The 23,098-nt window shown below is 71.9% G+C and carries 17 protein-coding genes; 7 read left to right on the plus strand and 10 right to left on the minus strand.

The window, feature by feature from the left end; translation table 11 throughout:
- Positions 1-17 precede the first annotated feature (17 nt).
- The gene (locus AB0K82_RS14900; protein WP_364396924.1) at positions 18-323 is read left to right on the plus strand and encodes an EF-hand domain-containing protein; all 306 of its coding nucleotides are present in this window, start codon (positions 18-20) and stop codon (positions 321-323) included.
- 170 nt (positions 324-493) lie between these two features.
- Here AB0K82_RS14900 and AB0K82_RS14905 read toward each other — a convergent pair whose 3' ends face one another.
- The 3 genes from AB0K82_RS14905 to AB0K82_RS14915 form a co-directional block, all read right to left on the minus strand.
- A complete protein-coding gene (locus tag AB0K82_RS14905; RefSeq protein WP_364396926.1) occupies positions 494-1,405 on the minus strand; it encodes a pyridoxamine 5'-phosphate oxidase family protein in 912 nt (303 codons plus the stop codon).
- Positions 1,406-1,502: 97 nt separating this feature from the next.
- Complete coding sequence (locus AB0K82_RS14910; RefSeq protein WP_364396929.1) at positions 1,503-2,063, minus strand: flavoprotein; 561 nt, start codon at positions 2,061-2,063, stop codon at positions 1,503-1,505.
- Positions 2,060-3,493 carry a helix-turn-helix transcriptional regulator gene (locus AB0K82_RS14915; RefSeq protein ID WP_364396932.1) on the minus strand — a complete coding sequence of 478 codons (1,434 nt, stop codon included), beginning with the start codon at positions 3,491-3,493 and terminating at the stop codon, positions 2,060-2,062. Before AB0K82_RS14915 ends, AB0K82_RS14910 begins: the two co-directional genes overlap by 4 nt.
- A 108-nt stretch (positions 3,494-3,601) precedes the next feature.
- On the opposite strand from AB0K82_RS14915, the gene AB0K82_RS14920 reads away from it, so the two are divergent.
- Together AB0K82_RS14920 and AB0K82_RS14925 are read left to right on the plus strand one after the other, a co-directional pair.
- Entirely contained in the window at positions 3,602-3,892 is a 291-nt protein-coding gene (locus AB0K82_RS14920) for a hypothetical protein (RefSeq protein WP_364396935.1), read from the plus strand.
- A complete protein-coding gene (locus AB0K82_RS14925) occupies positions 3,889-4,080 on the plus strand; it encodes a hypothetical protein (RefSeq protein ID WP_364396938.1) in 192 nt (63 codons plus the stop codon). Before AB0K82_RS14920 ends, AB0K82_RS14925 begins: the two co-directional genes overlap by 4 nt.
- 46 nt (positions 4,081-4,126) lie before the next feature.
- On the opposite strand, the gene AB0K82_RS14930 is transcribed toward AB0K82_RS14925, so the two are convergent.
- Positions 4,127-6,856, minus strand: coding sequence for a SpoIIE family protein phosphatase (locus AB0K82_RS14930; protein WP_364396941.1), 2,730 nt, complete (start codon positions 6,854-6,856; stop codon positions 4,127-4,129).
- 364 nt (positions 6,857-7,220) lie between these two features.
- Here AB0K82_RS14930 and AB0K82_RS14935 point away from each other — a divergent pair, with 364 nt between their 5' ends.
- The 3 genes from AB0K82_RS14935 (at position 7,221) to AB0K82_RS14945 (ending at position 11,345) form a co-directional block, all read left to right on the plus strand.
- Positions 7,221-8,813, plus strand: a complete 1,593-nt coding sequence (locus tag AB0K82_RS14935; protein WP_364396944.1) for a metallophosphoesterase family protein — start codon at positions 7,221-7,223, stop codon at positions 8,811-8,813.
- 244 nt (positions 8,814-9,057) lie between these two features.
- The gene (locus AB0K82_RS14940) at positions 9,058-10,569 is read left to right on the plus strand and encodes an alpha-L-arabinofuranosidase B (RefSeq protein ID WP_364396947.1); all 1,512 of its coding nucleotides are present in this window, start codon (positions 9,058-9,060) and stop codon (positions 10,567-10,569) included.
- Between the two features lie 143 nt (positions 10,570-10,712).
- Positions 10,713-11,345, plus strand: a complete 633-nt coding sequence (locus tag AB0K82_RS14945) for a TetR/AcrR family transcriptional regulator (protein ID WP_364396950.1) — start codon at positions 10,713-10,715, stop codon at positions 11,343-11,345.
- Here the strand turns inward: AB0K82_RS14945 and AB0K82_RS14950 are convergent.
- The 3 genes from AB0K82_RS14950 to AB0K82_RS14960 all read right to left on the minus strand — a co-directional run bounded on the left by AB0K82_RS14950 (position 11,335) and on the right by AB0K82_RS14960 (position 13,745).
- Positions 11,335-12,132 carry a family 1 encapsulin nanocompartment shell protein gene (locus tag AB0K82_RS14950; RefSeq protein WP_364396953.1) on the minus strand — a complete coding sequence of 266 codons (798 nt, stop codon included), beginning with the start codon at positions 12,130-12,132 and terminating at the stop codon, positions 11,335-11,337. The genes AB0K82_RS14945 and AB0K82_RS14950 overlap by 11 nt on opposite strands.
- Positions 12,129-13,208 (minus strand): Dyp-type peroxidase, encoded by a 1,080-nt coding sequence (locus tag AB0K82_RS14955; RefSeq protein ID WP_364396956.1) that lies wholly within the window; start codon positions 13,206-13,208, stop codon positions 12,129-12,131. Before AB0K82_RS14955 ends, AB0K82_RS14950 begins: the two co-directional genes overlap by 4 nt.
- A gap of 84 nt (positions 13,209-13,292) precedes the next feature.
- Entirely contained in the window at positions 13,293-13,745 is a 453-nt protein-coding gene (locus tag AB0K82_RS14960) for a luciferase family protein (protein ID WP_364396959.1), read from the minus strand.
- 259 nt (positions 13,746-14,004) lie between these two features.
- Here AB0K82_RS14960 and AB0K82_RS14965 point away from each other — a divergent pair, with 259 nt between their 5' ends.
- Positions 14,005-15,972, plus strand: a complete 1,968-nt coding sequence (locus AB0K82_RS14965; RefSeq protein ID WP_364396962.1) for a substrate-binding domain-containing protein — start codon at positions 14,005-14,007, stop codon at positions 15,970-15,972.
- A gap of 48 nt (positions 15,973-16,020) precedes the next feature.
- Here the strand turns inward: AB0K82_RS14965 and AB0K82_RS14970 are convergent, their stop codons facing one another.
- From AB0K82_RS14970 to AB0K82_RS14980, 3 genes are all read right to left on the minus strand, one after another.
- Positions 16,021-18,207 (minus strand): BTAD domain-containing putative transcriptional regulator, encoded by a 2,187-nt coding sequence (locus AB0K82_RS14970; RefSeq protein WP_364396965.1) that lies wholly within the window; start codon positions 18,205-18,207, stop codon positions 16,021-16,023.
- An 82-nt stretch (positions 18,208-18,289) separates the two neighbouring features.
- On the minus strand, positions 18,290-19,639 hold the full coding sequence (locus AB0K82_RS14975) for an RICIN domain-containing protein (RefSeq protein ID WP_364396967.1): 1,350 nt from the start codon (positions 19,637-19,639) through the stop codon (positions 18,290-18,292).
- 48 nt (positions 19,640-19,687) lie between these two features.
- Positions 19,688-22,786 carry a hypothetical protein gene (locus tag AB0K82_RS14980; RefSeq protein ID WP_364396970.1) on the minus strand — a complete coding sequence of 1,033 codons (3,099 nt, stop codon included), beginning with the start codon at positions 22,784-22,786 and terminating at the stop codon, positions 19,688-19,690.
- Between the last annotated feature and the right edge of the window lie 312 nt (positions 22,787-23,098).

The raw sequence follows: 23,098 nt of genomic DNA on the forward strand, positions 1-23,098 counted from the left end.
CAGCTTCATGATGGTGAGTGTCGGTCGTCGACCGGCTCGGCGCCATGCCCGACGCGGTCACCGGCACCGCCGAGGCGATGTTCGAGGCCGTCGACGAGAACGGGGACGGGCGCGTCTCCGCAGAGGAGTACAACCGGCTCATCGAGGCGTGGAACGGCCGCCCGACCGACACCGACGAGATCTTCCCTCTCCTCGACCTGAACGGCGACGGCCACCTCTCCAGGGAGGAGTTCGTCCGGCTGTGGACGGACTTCTGGGCCGGCGACCACCCGGAGGCGCCCGGCACCTGGGTGTTCGGACGCTTCGAGCTCCCGGTCGGCTGACCGCCGCAGAAGATACGCGCTACCCGTGAGACGGGCGCACCGCACCGGCCAGGCCGTGCCGGTGGAGGAACGGACATGGCCACCGACAGCGCGGCCACCCGCACGCTCCTCGGCTGGACGCCCACCGGCCCCACCCTGATGGAGGACCTCGACAGCGGCTGCTACTACCGCTAGCGAGCCAGCTCGCGGAACCGGTCCCACTCCACCCGGGGCCGGGACAGTGAGCGCCGCTCCAGGTACCTCCGGGTCGCCCGGCGGACGTTGCGCAGAGTGCGGATCGCCTCGCGCGGCTTCTCCACATTGCCGGGCTCGACGACCCGGTCCGGGACCAGCAGCCAGTCGTCGCCGTCCGCGCGCAGCTCGCCGCGTACGAGGACGTTCCGTACGGCGTTCAGGTGGTCGTCGTGCCGGTGCACCAGCAGGCTGGCGGGGCCCGGGACGACCGCGCACTCCGGCGGCGGCCCGACCGCGAAGCCACCGGCCGTCGCCGTCACCCGCGTACGCGCGAGTTGCGGCGCCCCGGAGGCGTCCCGGGCGCCGAGGACGGCGCTCGGGAAGCCTGCGAGCAGGTCGGCACCGGGCAGCGCGACCGGCTCCGCCGATCCGGCCGGCTCCGGCGGCGCGAGTTCGGCCAGCGGCGGCCGGACGCTCACCTGGGTCGGCGTGACGGTGATGAGCAGCCGCAGGTAGTACCAGTCCATGAACCAGCGGGCCGGCGGCCTGAGGTACCCGCGGCTGTGCGGCTGCCGTTCGAACAGCATCCGCCAGTAGTCCTCCGCGCCCTCCGGACCGGTTCTGATGTCCTCCGGGCAGACGGCCGTCCCCGCGACGAAGACCTGCGGCGCGTCGGGGCGCCCACTGCCCGTCGGGTCGGAGAACAGCAGGGCCACACGTCCGTCGCGGCGTACGTTGAGCGCCTTCTGCGCGAACGCCAGCGAGGTCGTGACCAGGAAGGTCCCGTCGTCATGGAACCAGGCGGCGGTCGGCCAGGTCAGCGGGGTGCCGTCCCGCCCCAGGGTGGTGAACTCGCAGGTCCGGTACGCGGCGATGGTCGCGGCGAGCTCCGCGTCGATGGTCGTCATCGCGATCAGTCTCCCGGATCTCGGTCGGGCCGTGCGGCTAAACGGGGCAACGTCGGGCGTACGGACCGAGCCACGCAGGAGAAGCCCGGCAGCCGTGTCATGCCACCGCGCCCGCGAGCAGTTCCTCGGCCGCCAGGAGGGCCGACCGCCAGGGGAATCGCTCGATGCGCTCGCCGCCCGTACCCGGAGGGTGCGGTTCGAACCCGCCGGGGCCGAACAGGACGCGGTACCCGTCGGCGCGCAGTTCCTCGACGCTTCGCCGGAACGGCCCGCGTGCCGCCAGCGCGCTGTTCACGAAGGGGAGGATGACGACGGGCACGCCGAGGCCCGGGGCTTCGGCGAGGACGCCGAGCGCATAGGTGTCGCTGATCCCGGCCGCCAGCTTGTTGATCGTGTTGAACGTCGCGGGGGCGACGATGACGGCGTCGGCCCGAGGCGAGCGAGGTTGTCCCGGGCTCCGGTACCGGCTGCGGACGGGTCGCCCGGTCCGCGCCTCGAGGCCGGCCACATCGATGAACTCCAGCGCCGCCGGGGTCGCGATGACCTGGACGTCCCAGGCCCGCTCGTACGCCAGGTCGACCAGCCGCCCGACCTCACCGGCGGGGCCCGCGCCGCAGACCACGATCGAGAGAACCCGGCTCCGCCGCTCCTCGGTCACAGCGCAACTCCGATCCGCGTGGCGAACTCACCAAGCCGTCTCCGTACGGTCGGCGGCGACGCGGCGTGCAGGTCACGGACGAGACGGTGTACGACGGGCCGCGCCGAGACCTCCTCGGGCGCGAGCCGCTCGGCCGCCCGCAGGATCTCGTACGCCTTCTCGTGCCTGCCCCACTGCAGGAGAGCACGCGACGTATCGAGCAGCAGCACCGCCTTACGTTCTTTGGTGGGGATTCGGTGCAGGTCGACGCGGCGTGCTTCGGCAAGCGCCTGCCCCGCGTCGCCGAGGGATGCGGAGATGTTGACCCGGTGCAGCCGCACGTTGGTCGGCCCGAACGCGGTCCAGCGGTAGTTGTGATCTCCGCCGAGGCGGCGGGCCGCGGACTCCGCCTCGTCGAGCATCGTGGCGACGGTTGCGCGATCGTTGCGAAGCCCGGCCGCCTCGGCGCTACGGAGGAGCAGCATCCCGTACACCGACAGGGACTCGGGCGTGTGCTCGCCGATCTCGCGATCCAGCCGGGCGGCGGATGAGGCGGTCATCGTGGCGGCGGCGCCGAAGTGACCGCCCTGGACCAGCCTGTTCGCGATGGAACGCGCGCTGGAGCCCACGGTGACGGGATCTTCGCTCCGGCGGGCGGCCCGCATGCTCTGATCCGCCGCAAGCCAGGCGAGCCCCTCTTCGCCGAGCTTGCTCAGGACGCCGGCCGCGACCTGATACGTCTCTGCCGAGAACGTGTACACGCGGCGCTTGTCGTCCCCCTGCAGCGTCTCGCAGGTGGCCGCGATGTCGGAGAGCAGGCCGGTGAGCGCGTCGGGCAAGGTCGAGTAGCGACATTCCTGGAAGTCGCGCTTCACCGATGCGACGCGTGCCCATAAGGTACTCAGATCCTGAGCGGCCGGATCGGCGAGCCGCCCGGGGGCATCGGAATGGCCGGTCAGGGCCATGACGAGGGGTTCGGTGTGGTCGACGGACGGAGCGTTCTCGGAAACGTCACCGAGGACGGCCTCGAAGAGACCTGCTGCTGCGAGACGGTGGAACGTACGCCTCTGCACGGATTCGCCATCCTCGTCGGTTGCGTCCTGACTCCCCCCAAGTGAACCCAAAAGTCGGGGATCAGCCAACCATCCGCAGGGTTGGAATCGCGTGAAGGATCGCGGAGCGAGGCCGAGGGTCATGCGCGCGTCGTCCGGCATCTCCAGGCCGTCGGCGATGCGCTCGAAGACGTCCAGGGCGAGCACCTGCCGGCCGCCTCGTTTCATGTACTCGCTGATCTTTCCCTGGGTCATGCCACAGGCGATCGCGAGCTGGGTCTGGCTCGCACCGGCATACTGCCGCACAAGACGGAACAACTGCCCGATATCACGCCGACTTAATGCGGCTGTGACATCGGGCCGATTCCACAGCGACGGGGGAATCGTCAACGCCTTCAAGATCCACCATCCCTGATTCGAAATGCCGCGCACCGCGAAGCATATATCCCTCGATGGGATGACCCCGGGCGATAGGGCGTTTCGCCGGGCACCATCCACGCTTTTCCCATGCAGCAGAATCGGAATGCACCGGAAGAGATCACCGCACTGGTCGAGCTCTGCCGACAGCTCGCCGCTTTCGGGCTCAACGTCGGGATGAGCGACGCGCGTCCCGCCATATCAGTCCGAAATGGGGTTACCGGCCGCAAATTGTGGATCTCGGTCGACGTTTCCCGCGCGTCCTTCGTGTGGCGTCGTGACGACCACGACCACCACCCGGTCGACGATCCGGTGGGCGCGGCCGACCGGATCGCGGCGTATCTGAAGAAGCGGGACGATCGGCCGGGCAGGAGGCCGTGACCACGGACGCCACCGCGATCCTGCGGAGGCGCTTCCCGGGGCTGGTGTTCTGGTACGGCCGGTCCACCGGCTCCTGGTGGGCGATGCTCCCGCCTCCGGCAGGATGGCGGCTGGTCGAGGCGCTCGACCCCGAGGAACTCACTCGGGCGATCGTCCACGGCGGCTCGTGGCCCTGGCCACCGCGCTGAGGGCCGCCGCCGGACCGTGCCGCGGTCCCCGCCGGAACGTGGGCGTTCAGAGGGAGGCGGCGTCGAACTGCTCGAGCAGGACGTCGGCCAGTGTTCCGCCCTCGGTGGTGGGCTCGCGTCCATCGAGGGCCTGGTCGGCCCAGATGACCTTGCCGTTGGTCGTGTAGCGGGTTCCCCAGCGTTCGGCGAGCTGCGCCACGAGGAACAGGCCGCGGCCGCCTTCGTCGGTGGTGGCGGCGCGCCGAAGTCGTGGTGAGGTGCTGCTGCTGTCGGAGACTTCGCAGGTCAGGGTGCGCCCATGGAGCAGCCGCACCTTGATCGGCGACGCTCCGTACCGGATCGCGTTCGTGACCAGTTCGCTGAGGATCAGTTCGGTGGTGAAGGCGATCTCCTCCAGCCCCCACTCCCGTACCTTCGCCGCGCACTCGGCCCGCACAGCGGGGACCGCCGCCGCGTCGGCCGGAACGTCCCACTCGGCCAGGTGCGAGCGTGGGAGCAGCCGGGTCCGGGCGACCAGCAGGGCGACGTCATCGGCGGGGTGGGCCGGCGCGACGGAGTCGATCACCGCCTGGCAGGTCTGTTCGGGGGTGCGTCCGTCGCTGTGCTGCAGCGTGCGGCGCAGTTGTTCCAGCCCGGTGTCGATGTCGCGGGTGCGGTCCTCGATGAGCCCGTCGGTGTACAACACCAGTCGTGAGCCCTCCGGCAGGTGCAGCTCGGTGGTCTCGAAGGGGTAGCCGCCGAGCCCGAGCGGAGGCGAGGCCGGTACGTCCGGAAAAGTGACTGTTCCGTCCTGATACACCACCGCCGGGCCGGGGTGTCCGGCGCGGGCGATCGTGCAGGTCCCCGCCACCGGGTCATAGATCCCGTACAGGCAGGTGGCTCCGATCACCTCGTTTCTGGTGCGACCTTCGAGGTCCGGGCCGATGTGCTCCTCACCGTCCATGGAGGCGACCAGTTCGTCCAGGTGCCACAGGACCTCCTCCACCGGCAGGTCCAGGGTGGCGAAGTTGTGGGCGGCGGTGCGCAGTCGTCCCATCGTCACCGCGGCGTGCATCCCGTGGCCGATGACGTCGCCCATCACCAGCGCCACGCGTGCTCCCGGCAGCGGGATCAGGTCGAACCAGTCCCCGCCCACGCCCGTCTCGGCGGGAAGGTACCGCCAGGCCACCTCCAGCGCGTCCTGCTCCGGCTGCCTGCGCGGCAGCAGGCTCCGCTGCAGCGTCACCGCCATCGCGTGCTCCCGGGTGAAGCGCCGCGCGTTGTCGATGGCCACCGCCGCCCGCGCGGTCAACTCCTCCGCCAGCAGCAGGTCCTCGTTGTCGAACGCCGGGCTCTCCCGCACCCGGTAGAAGCTCGCCACGCCCAGCGGGACACCCCGCGCCTGCAACGGCACGGCCACCAGCGAGCGCAACCCCTGCTCCAGCGCTTCGCCGGCGCGCTCGGGCGCCTCCTCCTGCCAGCCTCGGGCCTGCCTCAGGTCCGCCTGCAGCAGGCCGTACCCCTGCTCCAACGCCCGGTTCTGCGGCGCCGCCGGTGAGAACCACACCTGCTCGCCCACCGGCCACAGCGGCGTGATCCGCTGATCACCGCCGATCGCCACACGCCGCAGCCGCCATCGCCCCGCCGCCGGCTCCTCCCCGCGCAACGTCGCGTCGATCAGATCCACCATGACCACGTCGGCGAACCCCGCCCCGGCCACTTCGGCCAGTTCCCGCGCCTCACGGACCACGTCCAGCGTCGTCCCGATCCGTACCCCCGCCTCGTAGAGCAGCTTCAGGCGCTCCCGCGTCGCCTGTGCCCGCCCCGAGACCGCCGCCAGTTCCGTGGTGTCCCGCAACGTCACCACGCTGCCCGTCTGCGCCCTGCCCGGGAACGTCGGCCGTTTGTTCACCGCCAGCAGCCGGTCCTGCGCCAGATGCACCTCATCGGTCACCGGCTCACCGGACACCAGCACGCGTGTCATGTGCTCCGGCAGCCCCAACTCCCGTACATCCCGCCCCTGTGCGTCCGCCGGCAGGCCCAGCAACCGCTGTGCCTCGTCGTTGGCCAGTATCAACCGCCCACCCGCGCCGGTGATCAGCACTCCCTCCCGCACCGCGTGCAGCACCGCGTCATGATGCTCGTACATCCGCGTCATCTCCGCCGGACCGACACCGTGCGTCTGCCGCCGCAGCCGCCGGGACACCAGTGCCGTCCCGGCCGCGGCCAGCACCAGCGCCGCCACACCACTGCCCACGGTGATCGGCAGGTCCGAGACCCACTGGCGCGTCACACCCTGGACCGTCTTCCCGGCGGACACCATGCCCACCACCGCACCGTGCTCGTCGAACACCGGGACCACGGCCTGGACGAACATCCCGCCACCCGCGGGGGTGGACGGCCCGCCTGCCCGATTCTCGATGGTGATGTGGCCGTGCAGCGACGGTTCGATGGTGCCGACGAAGTGCTTCCCTATCTCGCTCGGATAGGGGTACGTGTAGCGGATGCCGTGGGTGTTCATCACCACGATGAAGTGGACGCCCGACCTCTTGCGGGCCGCCTCGGCACGCGGCTGCAGCACCGCCGTCGGGTTCGGACCGCGCAGCGCCTGCACCACCCCCGGCGCGTTCGCGAACGCCTCGGCGGCCACGAGCGACTCCCGACGCCCCTGCCGCAGAGCGTCATGCGCCGCCTGATACACCTCCATCGCCACTGCGGCCGCCACCAGCAGGACCACGATCACGACCTGCAGAAGGAACACCTGCCCGGCGACGCTGCGCAGGCTCAGCAGAGACACCCGGCGATCGCGCGGACGCCCGCCGGGCGACTGGCGGGAAGGCTTCCGGAGATGCCGGAAAGCTGCCTTCATGTCCCATTCATAACACCACAATGAGCGCCCAAACGCCCGCCCTATGCCCGCTCTGATCTCGGGAGCGTCCGGCAGCCGGTACCGCGTGCCGACGGCGATGAGCGGATCACGCGCCGCCGACCTGGATCGGAGCGGGCACGGTCATCGCCTGATCACGGGCGAATGATGTGTCTCCCGCCGGACTGCGGCACGGGAACGGCACACTGTTCATGTAGCCGAGATGATCGGTTCACTCATCCATCACCGGCAACGGCGATCGTGCTCCCCGGTATCGATCGACAAGGAGTACCTGATGGCCGAGTCCCCGAACGAGTCACCCAACCGGGTCGCCAGGCGACAGGTCCTGCGCGGACTGGGCGGGTTGGCCGTCGCCGGGCCTGTCCTGGGCCGGGCGGGCAGCGCCGCGGCCCTGGTGACCACCCCGGACCAGGCCGGGGCGCCCGCACCCGAACAGTTGCACCTGCAGTTCGGCGCGGACGCCGCCCACGAGATGGCGGTGTCCTGGGCCGCGCCGCAGCGGGTCCGCCGTCCGGTCGTCCGGCTCGGCAGGCGGGGTCACGGCCTCGGTTCGGAGATCCCGGCCGAGGAGCGCGTCTACACCGAGGCCCTCACCGGGGAGACCGTCTTCACGTACCACGCCGTCCTGCCCCGGCTCGCGGCCGACACCCGCTACGAGTACCACGTGGCGCACCGCGGCGCGGAGCCGCTCAGCGGGTCGTTCCGCACGGCGCCGCACGGCCGGTCCAAGGGCTTCCGGTTCACCAGCTTCGGCGACCAGGCCGTCCCCGCCAAGGTCGGCAAGGGGCTCGGGCCCGCGACGCCGAACGCCGGCTACATCGTCGACGCCGTGGAGCGGCTCGACCCGCTGTTCCACCTGCTGAACGGCGACCTGTGCTACGCCAACGTCAGCGACGCGCCCGTGCAGACCTGGCAGTCCTTCTTCAACAACAACCAGCGCTCGGCGCGCAACCGCCCCTGGATGCCCTGCGCGGGCAACCACGAGAACGAGGTCGGCAACGGCCCGGAGGGCTACCTGTCGTACCAGACCCGCTTCACGCTCCCGGGCAACGGATCACGGGAGTTCGCCGGCAACTGGTACGCCTTCACGGTCGGCCCGATCCGGGTGATCTCCATCAACAACGACGACGTGTGCCTGCAGGACGGCGCGTTCAGCGCGTACCGGCGCGACAACGTCCCCGGCTACAAGGCGAAGGGGTACGACCCCTACATCCGCGGATACAGCCACGGCGCGCAGAAGGCCTGGCTGGAGCGGACGCTCCGCGCGGCGAGCGAGGACCCGGCCATCGACTGGATCATCGTCTGCATGCACCAGGTGGCGATGTCCTCCGCGCATTTCAACGGCGCCGACCTCGGGATCCGCCAGGAGTTCCTGCCGCTCTTCGACAAGTACGGCGTGGACCTCGTCGTCGCCGGACACGAGCATCACTTCGAGCGGACGTTCCCGGTCAAGGGGGTGCTGCCGGGCAGTTCGCTGCTCACGCCGGCGCCGCAGGCCGGTGACGCCTCCGTCATCGACACCACCAAGGGCGCCGTGCACATGATCATCGGCGGGGGCGGGCACTCGTCCGCGACGCCGTGGTCGGCGTTCGACTCCCCGCACGACGGCGTGGTGATCTACGACGTGGGCCCCGGCGACCCGACGACCCAGCGCGCGTCCAAGCTCACCACCGAGCCCGCTCCCTGGTCGGCGTACCGCGACCTGCAGCGGCCGTACGGCTTCGCCGCGTTCGACTTCGAGCCGCACGCCCCGGGCGGGAACACCCAGATCACCGTCACGCACTACGGCGCCGACCTGGGCTCCGCCGACTACCAGGAGCTGGACCGTTTCGTGCTCCGCAAGCGCCGCGGCGGGCACCGGGACTGACGGCCACGGGGCGACGTCCCCACGGGTCATGTCGCATTACGGCCGGGCCGGTCGGCGTGAGAGCACCGATCGGCCCGGCCGTAAATCGGCTGTCAGGTAATCGATGAAAGGCCGTTGACAGGCCGCAAGAGGCGTCTTAACGTCCAGGCGACCACTTTCGAACATTGTTCGGTATGCCGAACAATAGGACGAGAGGCCCGCCATGAATTTCCTGTCCCGGCTTCGCCATGTGCGAAGAAGACTGATGTCGGTGGGCGCGGCGAGCGCGCTCGCCGCCGGCCTGCTGGCCGGCGTCTCCACTCCCTCGAACGCCGCGGCCTCCCTGCCGTGTGACATTTACGCGGCGGGCGGCACGCCGTGCGTGGCGGCGCACAGCACGACCCGCGCCCTGTACGCCTCCTACAACGGCCCGCTGTACCAGGTACGCCGTTCCTCGGACAACACCACCCGCGACATCGGCGTGCTCAGCGCCGGCGGATACGCGAACGCGGCGGCCCAGGACTCCTTCTGCTCCGGCACCACCTGCCTGATCACCGTCATCTACGACCAGTCCGGCCGGGGCAACAACCTCACCCAGGCCCCCGGTGGCGGCGCCGCGGGCGGCCCCGACAACCTCGCGGTCGCGACCGCCGCGCCCACCATGGTGGGCGGCCACAAGGCCTACGGCGTCTACGTCGCCCCCGGCACCGGGTACCGCAACAACCACACCAGCGGGATCGCGACCGGAGACCAGCCGGAGGGGATGTACGCCATCTTCGACGGCACCCATTACAACGGCGGCTGCTGCTTCGACTACGGCAACGCCGAAACGAGCAGCAACGACACCGGAAACGGCCACATGGAGGCCATCTATTTCGGGAACATCAAGGTCTGGGGTTATGGCGCGGGCAACGGCCCGTGGGTCATGGCGGACCTGGAGAACGGCCTGTTCTCCGGCGTCAATCAGCACTACAACGCGAACGACCCGACCGTGAACTACCGGTACCTGACCGCCATCGTCAAGGGCGAGCCGAACCACTGGTCCATCCGCGGCGGCAACGCGCAGTCGGGCGGCCTGTCCACCTACTACAACGGGGTGCGACCCAGCGTCTCGGGCTACAACCCGATGCACAAGGAAGGGGCCATCATCCTCGGCATCGGCGGCGACAACAGCAAGGGCTCCGCCGGCACCTTCTACGAAGGCGTGATGACCTCCGGCTACCCCTCGGACGCCACCGAGAACTCCGTGCAGGCCAACATCACCTCCGCCGGATACTCGACGTCGACCGGCGGCGGCACCGGCGGAACGCTCACCCCCGGCTCGTCGATCTCGCTGCGCGCGACGACGGCCTGCTGCACCGACCGCTACATCCGGCACCAGAACGACCAGGCCGTCACCTCGGTGATCAATTCCTCCAGCTCGTCGCTCGATAAGAACGACGCCACGTGGATCGTTCACAACGGTCTGGCCGACAGCTCCTGCGTGTCGTTCGAGTCGAAGAACTACCCCGGCGACTACCTGCGGCACCAGAACTTCCATCTGTACCGGCAGACCAATGACGGCAGCACGCTGTTCGCCGCGGACGCCACCTTCTGCCCGCAGACCGGCAAGAACGGCCAGGGCACCTCACTGGCCTCCTACAACTACCCGGACCGGTTCATCCGCCACTACGACAACGTCGTCTACATCGCCAGCGACGGTGGCTCGAACTCCTTCGACAGCGCCACGTCCTGGGCCGACGACGTGAGCTGGGTCGTCGACCAGCCCTGGGCCTAGCCACCGGCGAGCCACCCGGTGCGGAGGCGGCGCCTCCGCACCGGGCACCACCGGCTCCGGGAGCCGGCGGCCGGGGCCAGGGCAGCAGCAGGAGCTTGCCGTCCCGATAAAGTGGACCTGCAAGTCCAAACTGGAGGGGCGCCATGCTGACCGCCAAAGGGGCCGCGACTCGGCGCCGCATCGTCGAGGGCGCGGCCGCCGAGATCCGGGAGAACGGGATCGCGGCGCTCACGCTGGACGACATCCGTGCCCGCACCTCGACCAGCAAGAGCCAGATCTTCCACTACTTCCCCGGCGGCAAGGAGGAGCTCCTGCTCGCCGTCGCCGCCCGTGAGGCCGACCGCGTCATCGAGGACCAGCAGCCGCACCTCGGCGACCTGACCACCTGGCAGGCGTGGCAGGACTGGCGGGACGCGGTCGTCCGGCGCTACGAGCAGCAGGGCGTCAACTGCCCGCTCGGGGTGCTGATGACCGAGCTGGGCCGTAGCACGCCGGCGGCGCAGGCGCTCACCGCCCGGCTGATCGAACAGTGGCAGGCGGCCCTGCGGGCCGGCATCGCGGGCATGCAGGAGACCGGCGAGGTCGACCGGCGGCTCGACCCCGACCGTACGGCGGCCGCGCTGCTCGCCGCGGTGCAGGGCGGGGTGACCATCCTGATGTCGACGGGACGGACCACCCACCTGGAGGCCGCCCTGGACACCTCCCTGGCCCTGCTGCGCCAGAGCGCGTCGGCGCCTTTCGCTGATCCCCGCGTCCGCCCGGCGGCTACGCCGTGAACGTCACGGTGGCCTCGTCGGTGTAGACGAGGAACGTCAGGGTCTCCTGGAAGTAGAGCTGGACCGTGTCGGCGTCGTGGGACAGGTAGCCGATCGACAGGTCCTGGCCGATGCGGAGTTCGAAGTCGCCGCCGCGCGTCGACAGCAGGAACGCTCCATCGATGGCGGGCGCCCAGATGATCTCCCCGTCCAGGACCCGGGCGATGTGCTCGTGGATCGGGTAGCCGTGGTCGGAGGTCTCGTTCACGGCGGTGTAGGCGTCGGCGCTGAGCACCAGCGCGTACGGCCCGCCGACGCCCGCCAGCCGCAGGGCGCTCACCGCCCGGCTGACGGCGTCCGGATAGTCGCGCACGTCGGCGGGCAGGGACAGCGCCGGATTGGCGGAGCTCTCCCCGAGCCCGGCGATGGCCCCGGCGGCGTACCCCTGGAAGATCGCACGGTCCTCGGCGAACGCGATCTTCCGCGCCGCGTCCTTCACCGGCTGCCAGTCGGCGTCCCGGGCGCCGCGCTCGACCGCGTCGACCTGCCGGCGGTCGACGGTGAACGGCACCCGCAGCTCGACGAGCGGCTGCGACCGTCGCGCGTACGCGGTGATCCCTTCGGCGGGCGCCGCGATCGGGTCGACATGCCCGGTGGAGACGGCGGACAGTTCGATCCCGCCCGGCTCCGGGACGTCGACGACGCGACGGCCGGCGACGTGGCGCCGGAAGGTCCGCCGCGCCTCCTCCTCCAGGTCGGCCCACGCGGCGTCGGAGATGGGCGCGAGTTCGCGGTGCAGGTTGTTCAACGGATGCTGCTCCTCTTCAGTCCGCCGATTCCCAGGGAACCGTCGTGTGGGCTTGCCGGCCTGTCGGAGGCCGTCCCCGCCGTGACCACGTCGGTGTCCGTGCCGAGGACGGCGGTCACGGCGGCGCCTTCGGTGGCCTCCGGCGGGAGGTCGTCGAGGAAGTCGGCGGTCGGCGCGAAGAACAGCGTCCCGGTCACCGGGGTGGAGAAGTCGAGGATCCGGTCGTGGTTGCCCGGCGGATCGCCGATGAACATGTTCTCCAGCATCTTCTCGGTGACGGCCGGGGTGCGGGCGTAGCCGATGAAGTAGGTGCCGAACTCCCCGCGGCCGACGTTGCCGAACGGCATGTTGTCGCGCAGGATCTGGCGCTCGGTGCCGTCGGGGTCGGTGATGGTGGTCAGGGCGACGTGGGAGTTGGACGGCTTGACGGCGTCGTCCAGCTCGACGTTCTCCAGCTTGGTACGGCCGATGACCCGCTCCTGCTCCCCCACCGGGAGGGCGTTCCACGCCTCCAGATCGTGCAGGTACTTCTGCACGATCACATAGCTGCCGCCCGCGAAGGCGGGATCCTCGTCGCCGATCAGGACGGCGGCCGCCGCGGCGGGGCCCACCGGGTTCTCGGTGCCGTCGACGAAGCCGAGCAGGTCGCGCACGTCGAAGTACATGAACCCCTGCACCTCGTCCTCGACGGTGACCGCTCCCCGCAGCCGGTTCATGATCTGGGAGGCCAGTTCGAAGCAGAGGTCGAGCTTCTCGGCGCGGATGTGGAAGAGCAGGTCGCCCGGGGTGGCGACCGCGCGGTGCACGGCTCCGGCCACCTCACGGAAGGGGTGCAGCTCGGCGGGCCGCGGACCGTCGAACAGACGGTCCCAGACCTCCGATCCGATACCGGCGACGCAGCTCAACCTGCCGTCCGGCACCCGGAAACCGACCGACCTCGTCAGTCCCGCGAGGTCGGCCAGCAGGTCCCGTGCCGTGCATTCGCCGCCGGGATCGACCGTCAGCACGAGGAAGACGGCGGCGGTCGTCAGCGGGCTCAGCACCGGCTGCGGTACGCCTGCCTGCTCAGAGTCCACGATCCGGATCCCCCCTTTTTTCGGCCGCTTCGGCAAAGCGTGCCATGAAGGGACCCTTCCCCGCCTCCCGGGGGTGACGTTCGGTCAGGCGGGCACGTTCGCCCTGCTCCGGCGCGTCCGGCCGCGATGCCGCCGCCAGGACGGCCCGGACTCGGCCGCCGAGACGTACCTCGGACAGGCCGTGACCGTACGGCGCAGCGGATGGGACCCGGGGTCATTGGCCTGGATCGCGAGGCTCACCAGGGACTGCAGGAGGAACAGATCGCCGTCGGTGTCCAGGTGGACCTGCGCCCAGCCGGCGGCCGGAGGGAGGTCGACGCGGCCCGAGGCGGTGAGGGCGGTGCCGAGCCGGGAGATGACGTCCTCGGTCAGGAGGACCTCGGCCAGGTCCCCTCCGTGGAGATGAACGATCTGCAGGCCGTGCAGGGCCAGGGCCCGGCCGGGTGGACAGTCGGCGCGGCATTCCGTCAGCGGCCACTTCTGGAATCGATCGATCACCAGGTCGGCGTACGAGATGGGGCGGTGTCCTGCGCTCATGGATGCCAGAGTGGCGGAATACCGGACCGTAGCCCCGATCGGCGGATGACCTGGTGCGATTCGCCGTTTCCAGGTGCTCTCCCGGAATTCCTGGTGCGTTCCTGGAACCCTCCCGGCCGGAGTCCCCGGCCGTACAAACGGGTACGAGAACGCGAACTTCTGGATAACTGGCAGGTTCGACACCGGTCCCGGCGGCACTGTGGAGAGCGCCGCGCGATGCGCGCCCGCGGCGAAGAGCGCGAGACGGACGGAGCGGGTGTTGGACTCCCATGTCGACCGGAGGGCGGAGTTCACCCGCGACCTGGCCGTCCGTCTGGCCGGGACCGAGCCGGCCGTACTGGCCCAGCGCACGGGTCTGCTGGAGGAGACGGTCAAGGCGGTGTCGTCCGGCGACGGCGAGCTGATGTCGTGGGAGGTCGTCAGCGCGTGCCTCGCCGCGGCGGGCGCCGACGGCGTCGAGGTGGGCGAGGCGCGCGGCCGGTGGAGTGCGGCCGAGCACGCCCTCTGGGACGAATGGGGCGACGAGCTGCGCGCGGCGTTCGAGCGGAACGGCCACGGCAAGCCGACGAAGGCGGTCGAGGCGTACCGGGAGAAGGTCCCGTGGCGGCAGCTGACCGAGCGGTACCCGGTGACCTTCAAGCCCTGGACCGAGCCGACGTTCGCCGCCGAGCGGCGGCTGCCCGATCCGTCGGCGGCGGGCGACATCCGGGACTTCTACCTGCTCCTGGCGGAGCTGCGGGGATGGGCGGGCTCGCCGCGGCAGACCGAGATCGAGAAGCGCTCGTGGGGCACGCTCCCCGACGCCACGATCAGCGCGATGCTTCAGAAGGACCGCTGGCGCACCACCAGCGACCGGGAGCGCGTCAGGGTCGGGCATTTCGCGCGGGCCTGCGGGCTGCCGGCCGCGGAGGTCGCGCGCTGGGTCGAGGCGTACGAGCGTCTCCGGCACCTCCCCCCAACGGACGACCTGGCCCGCGCCCGCGCCGAAGGAGCCGAACTGCGCCGGCGCCTCGCGGCGGCCCAGGCCGAGGCGGAGACGCTCCGCGAACGCCTAGCGGAGGCGGAGACGCTTCGCGACCGCCCGGCGGATGCGGAGGAGCTCCGGGAACGCCCGGCGGAGGCGGGTGAGACCCGCGAACGCGTGGCCGCAGCGGAGGGGCTCGCGGATCGCCCGGCCGCGGTCGAGAGCCGGCCGCGCACCGAACAGGAGGCCGCCCCGGTTAGAAGGACGCCCCCGGGGGAGCGGTGGTTCTCCCGCAGGCGGCGGTCACTGTCGGTCGCCGCCGCCGCGCTGGTGTTCGCCGCCGGTGCCGGGGCGGGGCGGCTGGCCGGCGTCGCCACGTCGCCGGCGGACCGTGCCCTGTGCTTCTCCGGAACGCTCCACCTGGTCGGCTCGACCGCGTTCGAGCGGACGGCCGACATCATCCGGCGGGGCTACGAGGCCCGGTGCCGGGACGCCCGGATCGAGGTGAGCGCCATCGGGTCCAACGAGGGAGTACGCGCCCTCACCACGGGCAACGCCGCCTCGACCATCGCGATGCACGACGGCTATCTCGCGTCCGACTCCGACGAGGTGCGGCTCCGGGGTTTCCGGGGCTTTCCGGTCGCGCTGGTGGCGTTCGCCGTCATCGTCGACAAGAGCACGAACGTGACCGGCCTGTCCCTCCAGGACCTGCGCTCGATCTACACGCCGGACGGCCCTACCAATTGGAAGTCGATCAAGGGCGGCAGGGACCTGCCGATCCGGCTGGTCAGCCGGACCGAGGGGTCGGGGACCCGGGGCATCTTCGAGGAGCACGTGCTGAGGGGGCCGGAACCGGACCTGTCGTCCAGCGACTGCCGGCGCAAGGACGACCTCCGCGCCGCGCTGCACGTCATCCGCTGCGAACGCAGCAGCCAGGCGCAGGTCCTCGACACGGTCGACACGGTCCCCGGCACGATCGGGTACGCCGAGGTGCACGTCGCCTCGGACACCCGCCGCCATCCCAACGTGCGCATCATCGCCCTGGACGGCAGGATGCCGACGGCGTCCCCGACGATGGACCGCTACCCGTTCGTCGCCCCGGAGGTCTTCTACACCTACGGGCCGCCGCCGAACGGCAGCGCCGCCGCGGCGTTCCTCACCTTCCTCGCCGGTGACGACGCCACGAGGCTGCTCCGCCAGGCGGGCGCACCCGTCTGCGTCGGCCCGGGTTCACTGATCGCGGCCCCCTGTCAGATGAACTGAGCCCCCGGCCACTGCCGGGCGAGGCAGGCGACAACGTTGTCACGGGCGTCAGCCGGCACGGGGTTCGGGATCCGTCGGCCACGCGGGGCCGCCGGGCAGATCGGCGGGATCGCACGGATGGCCGATCCACTGCTCGAGCTGATCGAGCTGCCGGCGGGCCGTGGCCGCCGCGTGCCGGGCCTCCGCCCGTACGCCGGGATCGTCGGCCAGCGCGGCGGCGTGGTCGAACCAGAGCGCCGCCTCGGCGTGCTGGTCGTCCTTGGCGCAGCGGTTGCCGGCCGCGAACGCCGCGTCGACCAGGTCCTCACGGGCGATGAGCGGGCCGGCGGCCATGAGGTGGCGGGCGATGTGCACGGGATGGCGGTGCGGCAACTCGGCCAGCGCGCGGGCCGCGGCCGCGTGCAGCAACTGCCGGCGGGCCGGGGTGAGGTCCTGCAGCACCAGCTCGCGAACGAGGTCGGGCATGAGGTACCGCCCGGGGCGGCCGGGACCGGTGCCGTCCTCCCAGTTCAGCACCCGTGCGGTGACGGCCGCGTCGATGAGGGACAGCAGCTCCTCGCGGCTGATCGTCCGGATCCGGAGCAGGAGCTCGGGGTCGAGCTCTCCGCCCGTCACCGCGATGGCCTGCAACATCGTGAGCACGCGTTCGTCCAGCAGGTCCATGCGCGCGCGCAGCACCCTGCTGACGGACGCGGGAAGCCGCGCCCCCGGTCCCGTCCGTTCCTCACTGGGCAGCTCGAGGATCTCGGTGATGAGGAAGGGGTTCCCCTCGCCGCGCCGGTGCAGCTCGGCCGCCTCTCGCTGATGGAGCTCGCTGCCCGGGGCGCTCGGGTTGAACGGGGTGGCCCGGCGTTGCATCAGCTCGTGGACGTCCGCGACGGTGAGCGGGTCCAGCGGCAGGAGGGTGGCGCGGGTCTGCCGGACGAGCAGCGCCAGGAGCTCGCGCAGGCCCGCGTCGTCGGTGTCCTGCGTCGTGCAGACGACGATGAGCGGCACGTCCCGCAGCAGCGCGGCGTAGCTGGCGAGCAGGCGCCGGAAGCGCGGGCCGGCCCGGTGCAGATCCTCGATCAGGCAGATCGTCGGCTGTCGGGTCAGCCGTTCCGCGAGTTCACCGACGACGGCCTCGGATCCACCGTCCAGACGGATGTCCGGGTACGCCATCGAGATGAGCCGGCCCATGGGGTCCGCCCCGTCCGCCTCCGAACCGATGTCGATGCCGCACCGGACCCACACGGTCTTGAACCCGGCGTCCGCGGCCCGGGACGCGAACTCCTCGGCCAGCCGCGTCTTGCCGATGCCCCCTTCCCCGGACAGCACCACCCAGCGGGGACGGCCCTGGCCCGCGTCGCTCAGGATCTCCTCGAACCGGGCCAGTTCGCCGGTCCGGCCGACGATGGACGAGGTCGTGGCCGCCGGGCGTCCCACGAGCGGGGCAGGTGCCGCATGCGAGCGGAACGGAGCGAGAGCCGGCACGTCCTGGCGGAGCACCGCCACGTGGACGTCGCTGAGCTCGGGTCCCGGCACGGTGCCCAGTTCCTCGGCGAGCAGCGTACGGATCGCCTCGAAACGCCGTAGCGCCTCCGCGGGCCGGCCCGCCAGGTACAGGGCGCGCAGCAGCAGCGCCCACGCGGCCTCGCGCAGCGGAGACCGCGTGGTGAGCTCCTCGGCGATGACGGCCGCCTCATCGGGACGGCCCTCCTGGAGGAGAACGGTGGCGTGCAGTTCACCCGCCGCCAGCCGGATCTCCTCCAGCCGGGCGATCTCCCTCTCGGCGAAGGCGTAGTTGGCGGCGTCGGCCAGCGCGGTGCCGCGCCACAGGGCCAGACCGCGCTGCACCTCCCGGCGGGCCTCGGCGAGCCGTCCGCGGGTCAGCAGCCCGCGCGCGTGGTTGACCGTCTCCTCGAACCGGGTCGAGTCCCGGGTCTGGGGCGGCGTGTTGAGCGTGTACCCCGCCGACCCGCTGAGCAGGACGGTGTGCCCTCCCCGCCGCGTACGGTCCGGCTCCAGCACGGCGCGCAGCCGACTGATGTGCGAGTGGATGGAGGACAGGGCGCCCGCGGGCGGACTCCCTTCCCACAGGTCCTCGCCCAGGCGATCCGCCGACACCGGACGGCTGTCGGCGATCAGCAGCCGGGCAAGGAGGACACGCCGTTTGGGCGGGCCGAGGTCGAGCCGGGCGTCACCCGACCAGACCTCCAGCGGGCCCAACAGCACGAACCTCAGGTGCTCGCTCAATCGTTCGCCTTCCACAACCGCGGTCGCCTGCTCCGCCGGCTCGGGGCATGGCTTGTCGGAGATCGGCAAGGCCGGTGGTCGATCAGTCGAAGGACCAGACGTGGTCGTCCTTGGGGTCGCATGGGAAGAGGGTGAGCCGGGCGTCCTTCCCGCCGGATCCGTAGTAGCCCGACACGTCGAGGCACAGGCCGTGGCTGGCGTAGTTGCGGATCCAGAAGTGGCGGTTGTACCGCTTCTGGAGGTACCACATCTGGTTGTCGCCCTTCCCAGGCAGGCAGTAGTGCTCCGACACTGGGGTCCTGGGGCCGTCGGCGCCAGAACCGCCCACGTCGAAGCAGAGGTTGTCCTTGCTGTTGCGGATGGTGAACAGGTCGGCCCCGTGCGGTCCGGCGCCCTTCATATTGACGACGAGATCCCAGAGTTGGTTGTCGCCATTTGAGCGGGTGCAGGTGAACTGGTTGATCGGACCATCATTGGTGCCGTTGCCGTAGCCGGGGACGTCGGCGCACAGGCCCGTCATCGTGTTGTGCAGCAGGACGCGCGTGACTGTGGAGAACTTCGGCCCGGTCGGGCCGCGTCCGCCGGTGCTCGTCACGCCGACCTTGCCGTTGTCCGCCTTGGTCCCGTGTTTGCCGTCGGCTGCCGCGGCCTTGGAGGCGGCGGCCGCGGCCTTCGTGCCCTTCTTCGGGGTCGCGGACGCCGACGGCGACGGTGACGCGGTGGGGGTCGGCGAGGTGGAGACGTACGCGCCCGGCGCCGCCTGGCCGTCGCCGGCCATCACCCTGTCCGCCGCCGCGATGGTGCGCTGCTTCTTGCCGTCGTGGTGCCCCGTCCCGACCAGCAGGATCGGGATCGAGAGCAGGACGACCCCGCCGATCGCCACGGCGGCGAGTACGGGTTTGCGCGGCCGGTCCGGCGGCATCTCGTCGCCTGCCGCCGCGGTGCCGTCCGACGCCGCCGGCGCCACCGCGACGTTCCGCAACCACGCGGTGCGCTTCTCCTTCTTGGCGGCCTTGTCGTCCTTCTTGTCGTCCTTCTTGGCGGCCTTGTCGTCGGCCACCGGCTCCGTGGTCTCAGCCGGTGACGCCGCCTGCTCCGGAGCGCCCTCGGAGCCCTCGGAACCCCCCTCGGACGTGGGCGAGGCCGCACCGGTGTCGGCGCTCTCCCCTCCGGCGGGAGCGGACCGTTCGCCCTCCGGTTCGGACGCGGATCCGGTGGCCGGGGTCTGCTCCTCCTCGGGCGTGGAGGTGGGGTCGGCAGCCTGCTCGTCCGCCGACGCGGGAGCGGAGGCCGACGCCGGCTCGTCCGCAGGACTGGGGCCGGGGACCGGCGCCAGTCCCGCCGCCCCCTCCATGTCCGCTTCGGGCAATTCGACCGGTCGGCGGATACCGAGCGGCTTCGTACGGTCATCGGATCCCGGCTGGGAAGCCACGATGTTTCTCCTTTGATGTTCTTGTCAGTTCGCGGATGGGGCCGGTGGTCAGCCTGGTCTCGAGGCCTCCTGCCATCCCGTGGCTCCATCCAGTGGCTCGGCGCAGCGGGCGGGCCAGACGGCCGGGGACGTTCCTTCGGCCGAGGGCGCCTGTCGGCGCAGCGCTTCGTCGAGCCTTTCCAGAGCGGTCTGATCGGCGTCACCGAGCACGCCGGGCCGGTCGCCGGTCTCCGATCCCGTGCGGAGGATCTCGCTCAGCAGGACGATCGGGGCCTGCCCGGCGGACCGTACGCCGAGCACGCGGAAGGCGGTGCCGGGAGGGAAGACGATCTCGTCCGACGCGGCGCCGGATCCGGAACCGAGCAGCGGGCGCACCCGCCGACCGGTCGAGGACCAGATGACGTATCCACCCGTCGCGGCGGACAGCCCCACCGCGCCCCCGATCGGCAGCGCGCTGACCGGTCCCGGCCCGCGCAGCACCGTTCCCGCCACGAACCGCTCCAGGTCGCCGTCTGCGGGCAGCCCGCCGCGCACGGCGGCCCCCCGGTAGGACGGCAGGCGGCTCAGGCCGGAGGCGAGGCAGGCGAGGTACGAGTCGGGCAGCCCGGCGCCGCCCGGTGACCCCGGCTCCTGGCCGTCCGGCTCGCCGAGCCCGCCCGACAGGTGGATGTGCACCGCGACGAGGTCGGTCCGTGCCGCGTCCACCTGCCCGCCGCGCAGCGCCGGCATCCGGGTCATCGCGCGATTCACCGCGGCGCCATGCCGCTCCCAGATCCGTTGCACGAGGGACCGGAACTCCGCTCGCTCCGCCTCCGTGCTGCGGCGGAGCGGTTTCACGACGGGTCCGGGCCGTACTCCCCCGGTGGCGGGGGCGGGACCGGCCCGGTGCTCGGCGGGCGGGAGCGGAGGAGACACCCGGGCCTCGACGGCGGCCGGAGGCTGCGCAACGCCCGGAGGCTGCGGCGTGACCGGAGGCTGCGGCGTGACCGGAGGCCCCGGAGCGACCAGGGATCCAGGGGCGACCGGCGGCCCCGGCGCGGCCAGGGACTCCGGGACGGCCGGAGGTTCGGGGCGGTCCACAAGGGCCGGGCTCGTCGCCTCCGAATGGCCCGGGAGCTCCGAGGGCTCCGGAGGGGCCGCGGCCTCAGGCGCGGTCGGGGCCCCTGGAGCGGACGGCGGTTCCGTGGGCGCGCCGGGGGCCTCGGGTGCCTCCGGTTCGCCGGACGTGGCGGACACGGGCGGGGTCCTCGCCGGGTCCGGCGAGAGCGGTTCCGCGCCGCCTCCCTCCCCCGGTCCGGTCGACGGCGTCGCACCGGTACGGTCCTCCGCCGCTGAGGCCGGTGGGGCCGGATGCTCCGGCGCGTGCGACGGCTCATCGCCTCGGCGCGGAGCCGAGCCCTCCGTCATGTCTCCGGGAGGATTCGCGGGTACGGAGGGCGTTGGTGCTTCGTGCCCGGGCATGGGCCGACTCGGCTGCGCGGCCACGTGATCGGGAAGGTCGACGCGCGCGGGAGGCGCGAAAGCGTCGGCCACGGGTCCGGCGGAGTTCGCTCGCGCGGGTTCCGGGTGATCGGTCGCGTGGGCGGGAGCGTCCGTTCTCTGCCCCGGTGGTGCGGCCGGTGGTGCGGCCGGCGGCTCGCCGGCCCGCTCCGCCTGAGACCAGGCGGAGCGCGGCGTCGCGACGGTCCGTACGGTGGGCGGCGCGGGAGCGGGCGCGGCCTCGACCGGTCGCGGCTCCACCAGCGACACGTTGTGCTCGATGGCCAGCCGGAGCAGCCGGAATCCGGCGTCGTCCGCCTCCGCCGGCGGTGCGACCCGGTGCAGGGCCGCGAACTCACGCACCCCGGTTCCCAGGTCGGACAGCAGGCGGGACAGGCCGGTGAAGAGCGCGTCGTCGGCCGGCGCGCCGCGGAGGTTCACCTCGATCGCCAGCTGTTCCGGTGACACCGGCCGCCCGGCGACGGCGGACGGCTCGCCGTGGGGGCCCACCTCCAGCCCGGACCTCGTCACGGCGACCTGCCAGCGGTCCGAGAGACGAATGACGCCGTCGTCCGTCCGGGCGCCCTCGGACAGGGGCGACCGCCAGCGGAGCAGCCGGGGCGCGGCGGGACCGTCCGTGCCGTCGGCGCCGTACGGGCGGCAGACGACGGCCTCGACGAACGGCGCCCAGGTCGGCTCGGCGTCGGCGCCGATGAGGACCGGCCGGACGCCGGCCTCGGTGTCGGAGCCGACGACCAGCGGCAGGCCGGTCCACACCTCCACGTCGGCGCCCAGGATCTCGGCGGTGTCCTGAGCGACGGACAGCAGGTCCACGGGACCGCACGGAGCGAGCCGGACCGCCGAACGGGTCGAAGCGGGCAGGTCCGTCAGCAGGGAGGCGATCTCCTCCGCCGGGACCTCCGCTTCGCCGCTGAGCCGGGACGCGCCGACCAGGACGGTGAGGTGGTCGCCGTCCACCGGAACCGAGTAGCAGAGCTCCGCCGCCCAGGCTCTCGGCTCCCGCGCGGACCGCACGAGGAGGCCGGCGGGAACCTGCTCCACGACGTACCCGCCCGCGGTACGGCCGGGCAGCCGCGCGAGCGCGGGCTGCCAGACCGGCGCCGGACTGCGCGGCCCGAGAGGCGACGGTTCCGTCCCGGGGGTGAAGGACCGCCAGCCGAGGCCGGGCCCGTCGGCGCCCCGGGCCAGCAGGGAGCCACCGGGCAGGATGAGGACGCCCGCGTCCGGAGCGATCACCTCGATCCCCCAGGCGTCGGCGATCCGCTGCGCGAGGGCGGGGCGGTCGGCGCGTCCCCCGCCCGCGCCCGACAACACGAGCCGAACCGTGGTGACCCCCTTGGCGCGCAGGGAGTCGAGGACGGTGCCGAGCCGGGCCCAGAGTTCGCCGCCCGCGTCGTCCGCGCCGACCACGAGGGTGAAGTACTCGTCCACGCCGGCGACGGCGCGGGCGAGTTCGGCGATGTCCGCGGGGCTCGGCGCCGCGTCCGGAGAGGAGCGCAGCAGGATCAGGCCGTCGTACTCGTCGACCACCACCGGCGCCCGGCTCCTCGCGCGGGCCGCGCCGCGGCTCCCCGGCCCGGTCGAGGCGGCGGCGCCCTGCCTGCCCTGCCCGGGACGGCGGATGGGCGTCCTTCTCCAGCGGGTCACGAATCACCTCCGGCGACGGCGGCGGTGGCGGTGGCGGTGGCGGTGAAGGACCTGCCGGTCATCGGATCCGTCACCGCGCACCTCCTTCGCGTTACGCACAGCGAGCCGAGGCCACCCCTCGGTCCGTACGGAGGCGATTCGGCGAGAGGTTGCCTCGCATACGCATACGGACGCGATGGCGCTTTCGGTTCACCGCAGACGACCGTATTTTTACCGTCGCACCCGCCTCGACCGTTTTATACGGTCGAGGCGCCGCAGCGGCACCGATGGGCGGAATCGGATCAGGTCTCCTGACCTGCCGGGAACGCGGGA

The organism is Actinoallomurus sp. NPDC052274, from assembly GCF_040679475.1.
Classification (GTDB): Bacteria; Actinomycetota; Actinomycetes; order Streptosporangiales; family Streptosporangiaceae; genus Actinoallomurus; species Actinoallomurus liliacearum.

Coding starts and splice junctions, on each gene's coding strand:
- AB0K82_RS14920 (WP_364396935.1), top strand. CDS start 3,602: ATGCAGCAGAATCGGAATGCACCGGAAGAGATCACCGCACTGGTCGAG.
- AB0K82_RS14940 (WP_364396947.1), top strand. CDS start 9,058: ATGTCGGTGGGCGCGGCGAGCGCGCTCGCCGCCGGCCTGCTGGCCGGC.
- AB0K82_RS14905 (WP_364396926.1), bottom strand. CDS start 1,405: ATGACGACCATCGACGCGGAGCTCGCCGCGACCATCGCCGCGTACCGG.
- AB0K82_RS14935 (WP_364396944.1), top strand. CDS start 7,221: ATGGCCGAGTCCCCGAACGAGTCACCCAACCGGGTCGCCAGGCGACAG.
- AB0K82_RS14960 (WP_364396959.1), bottom strand. CDS start 13,745: ATGAGCGCAGGACACCGCCCCATCTCGTACGCCGACCTGGTGATCGAT.
- AB0K82_RS14945 (WP_364396950.1), top strand. CDS start 10,713: ATGCTGACCGCCAAAGGGGCCGCGACTCGGCGCCGCATCGTCGAGGGC.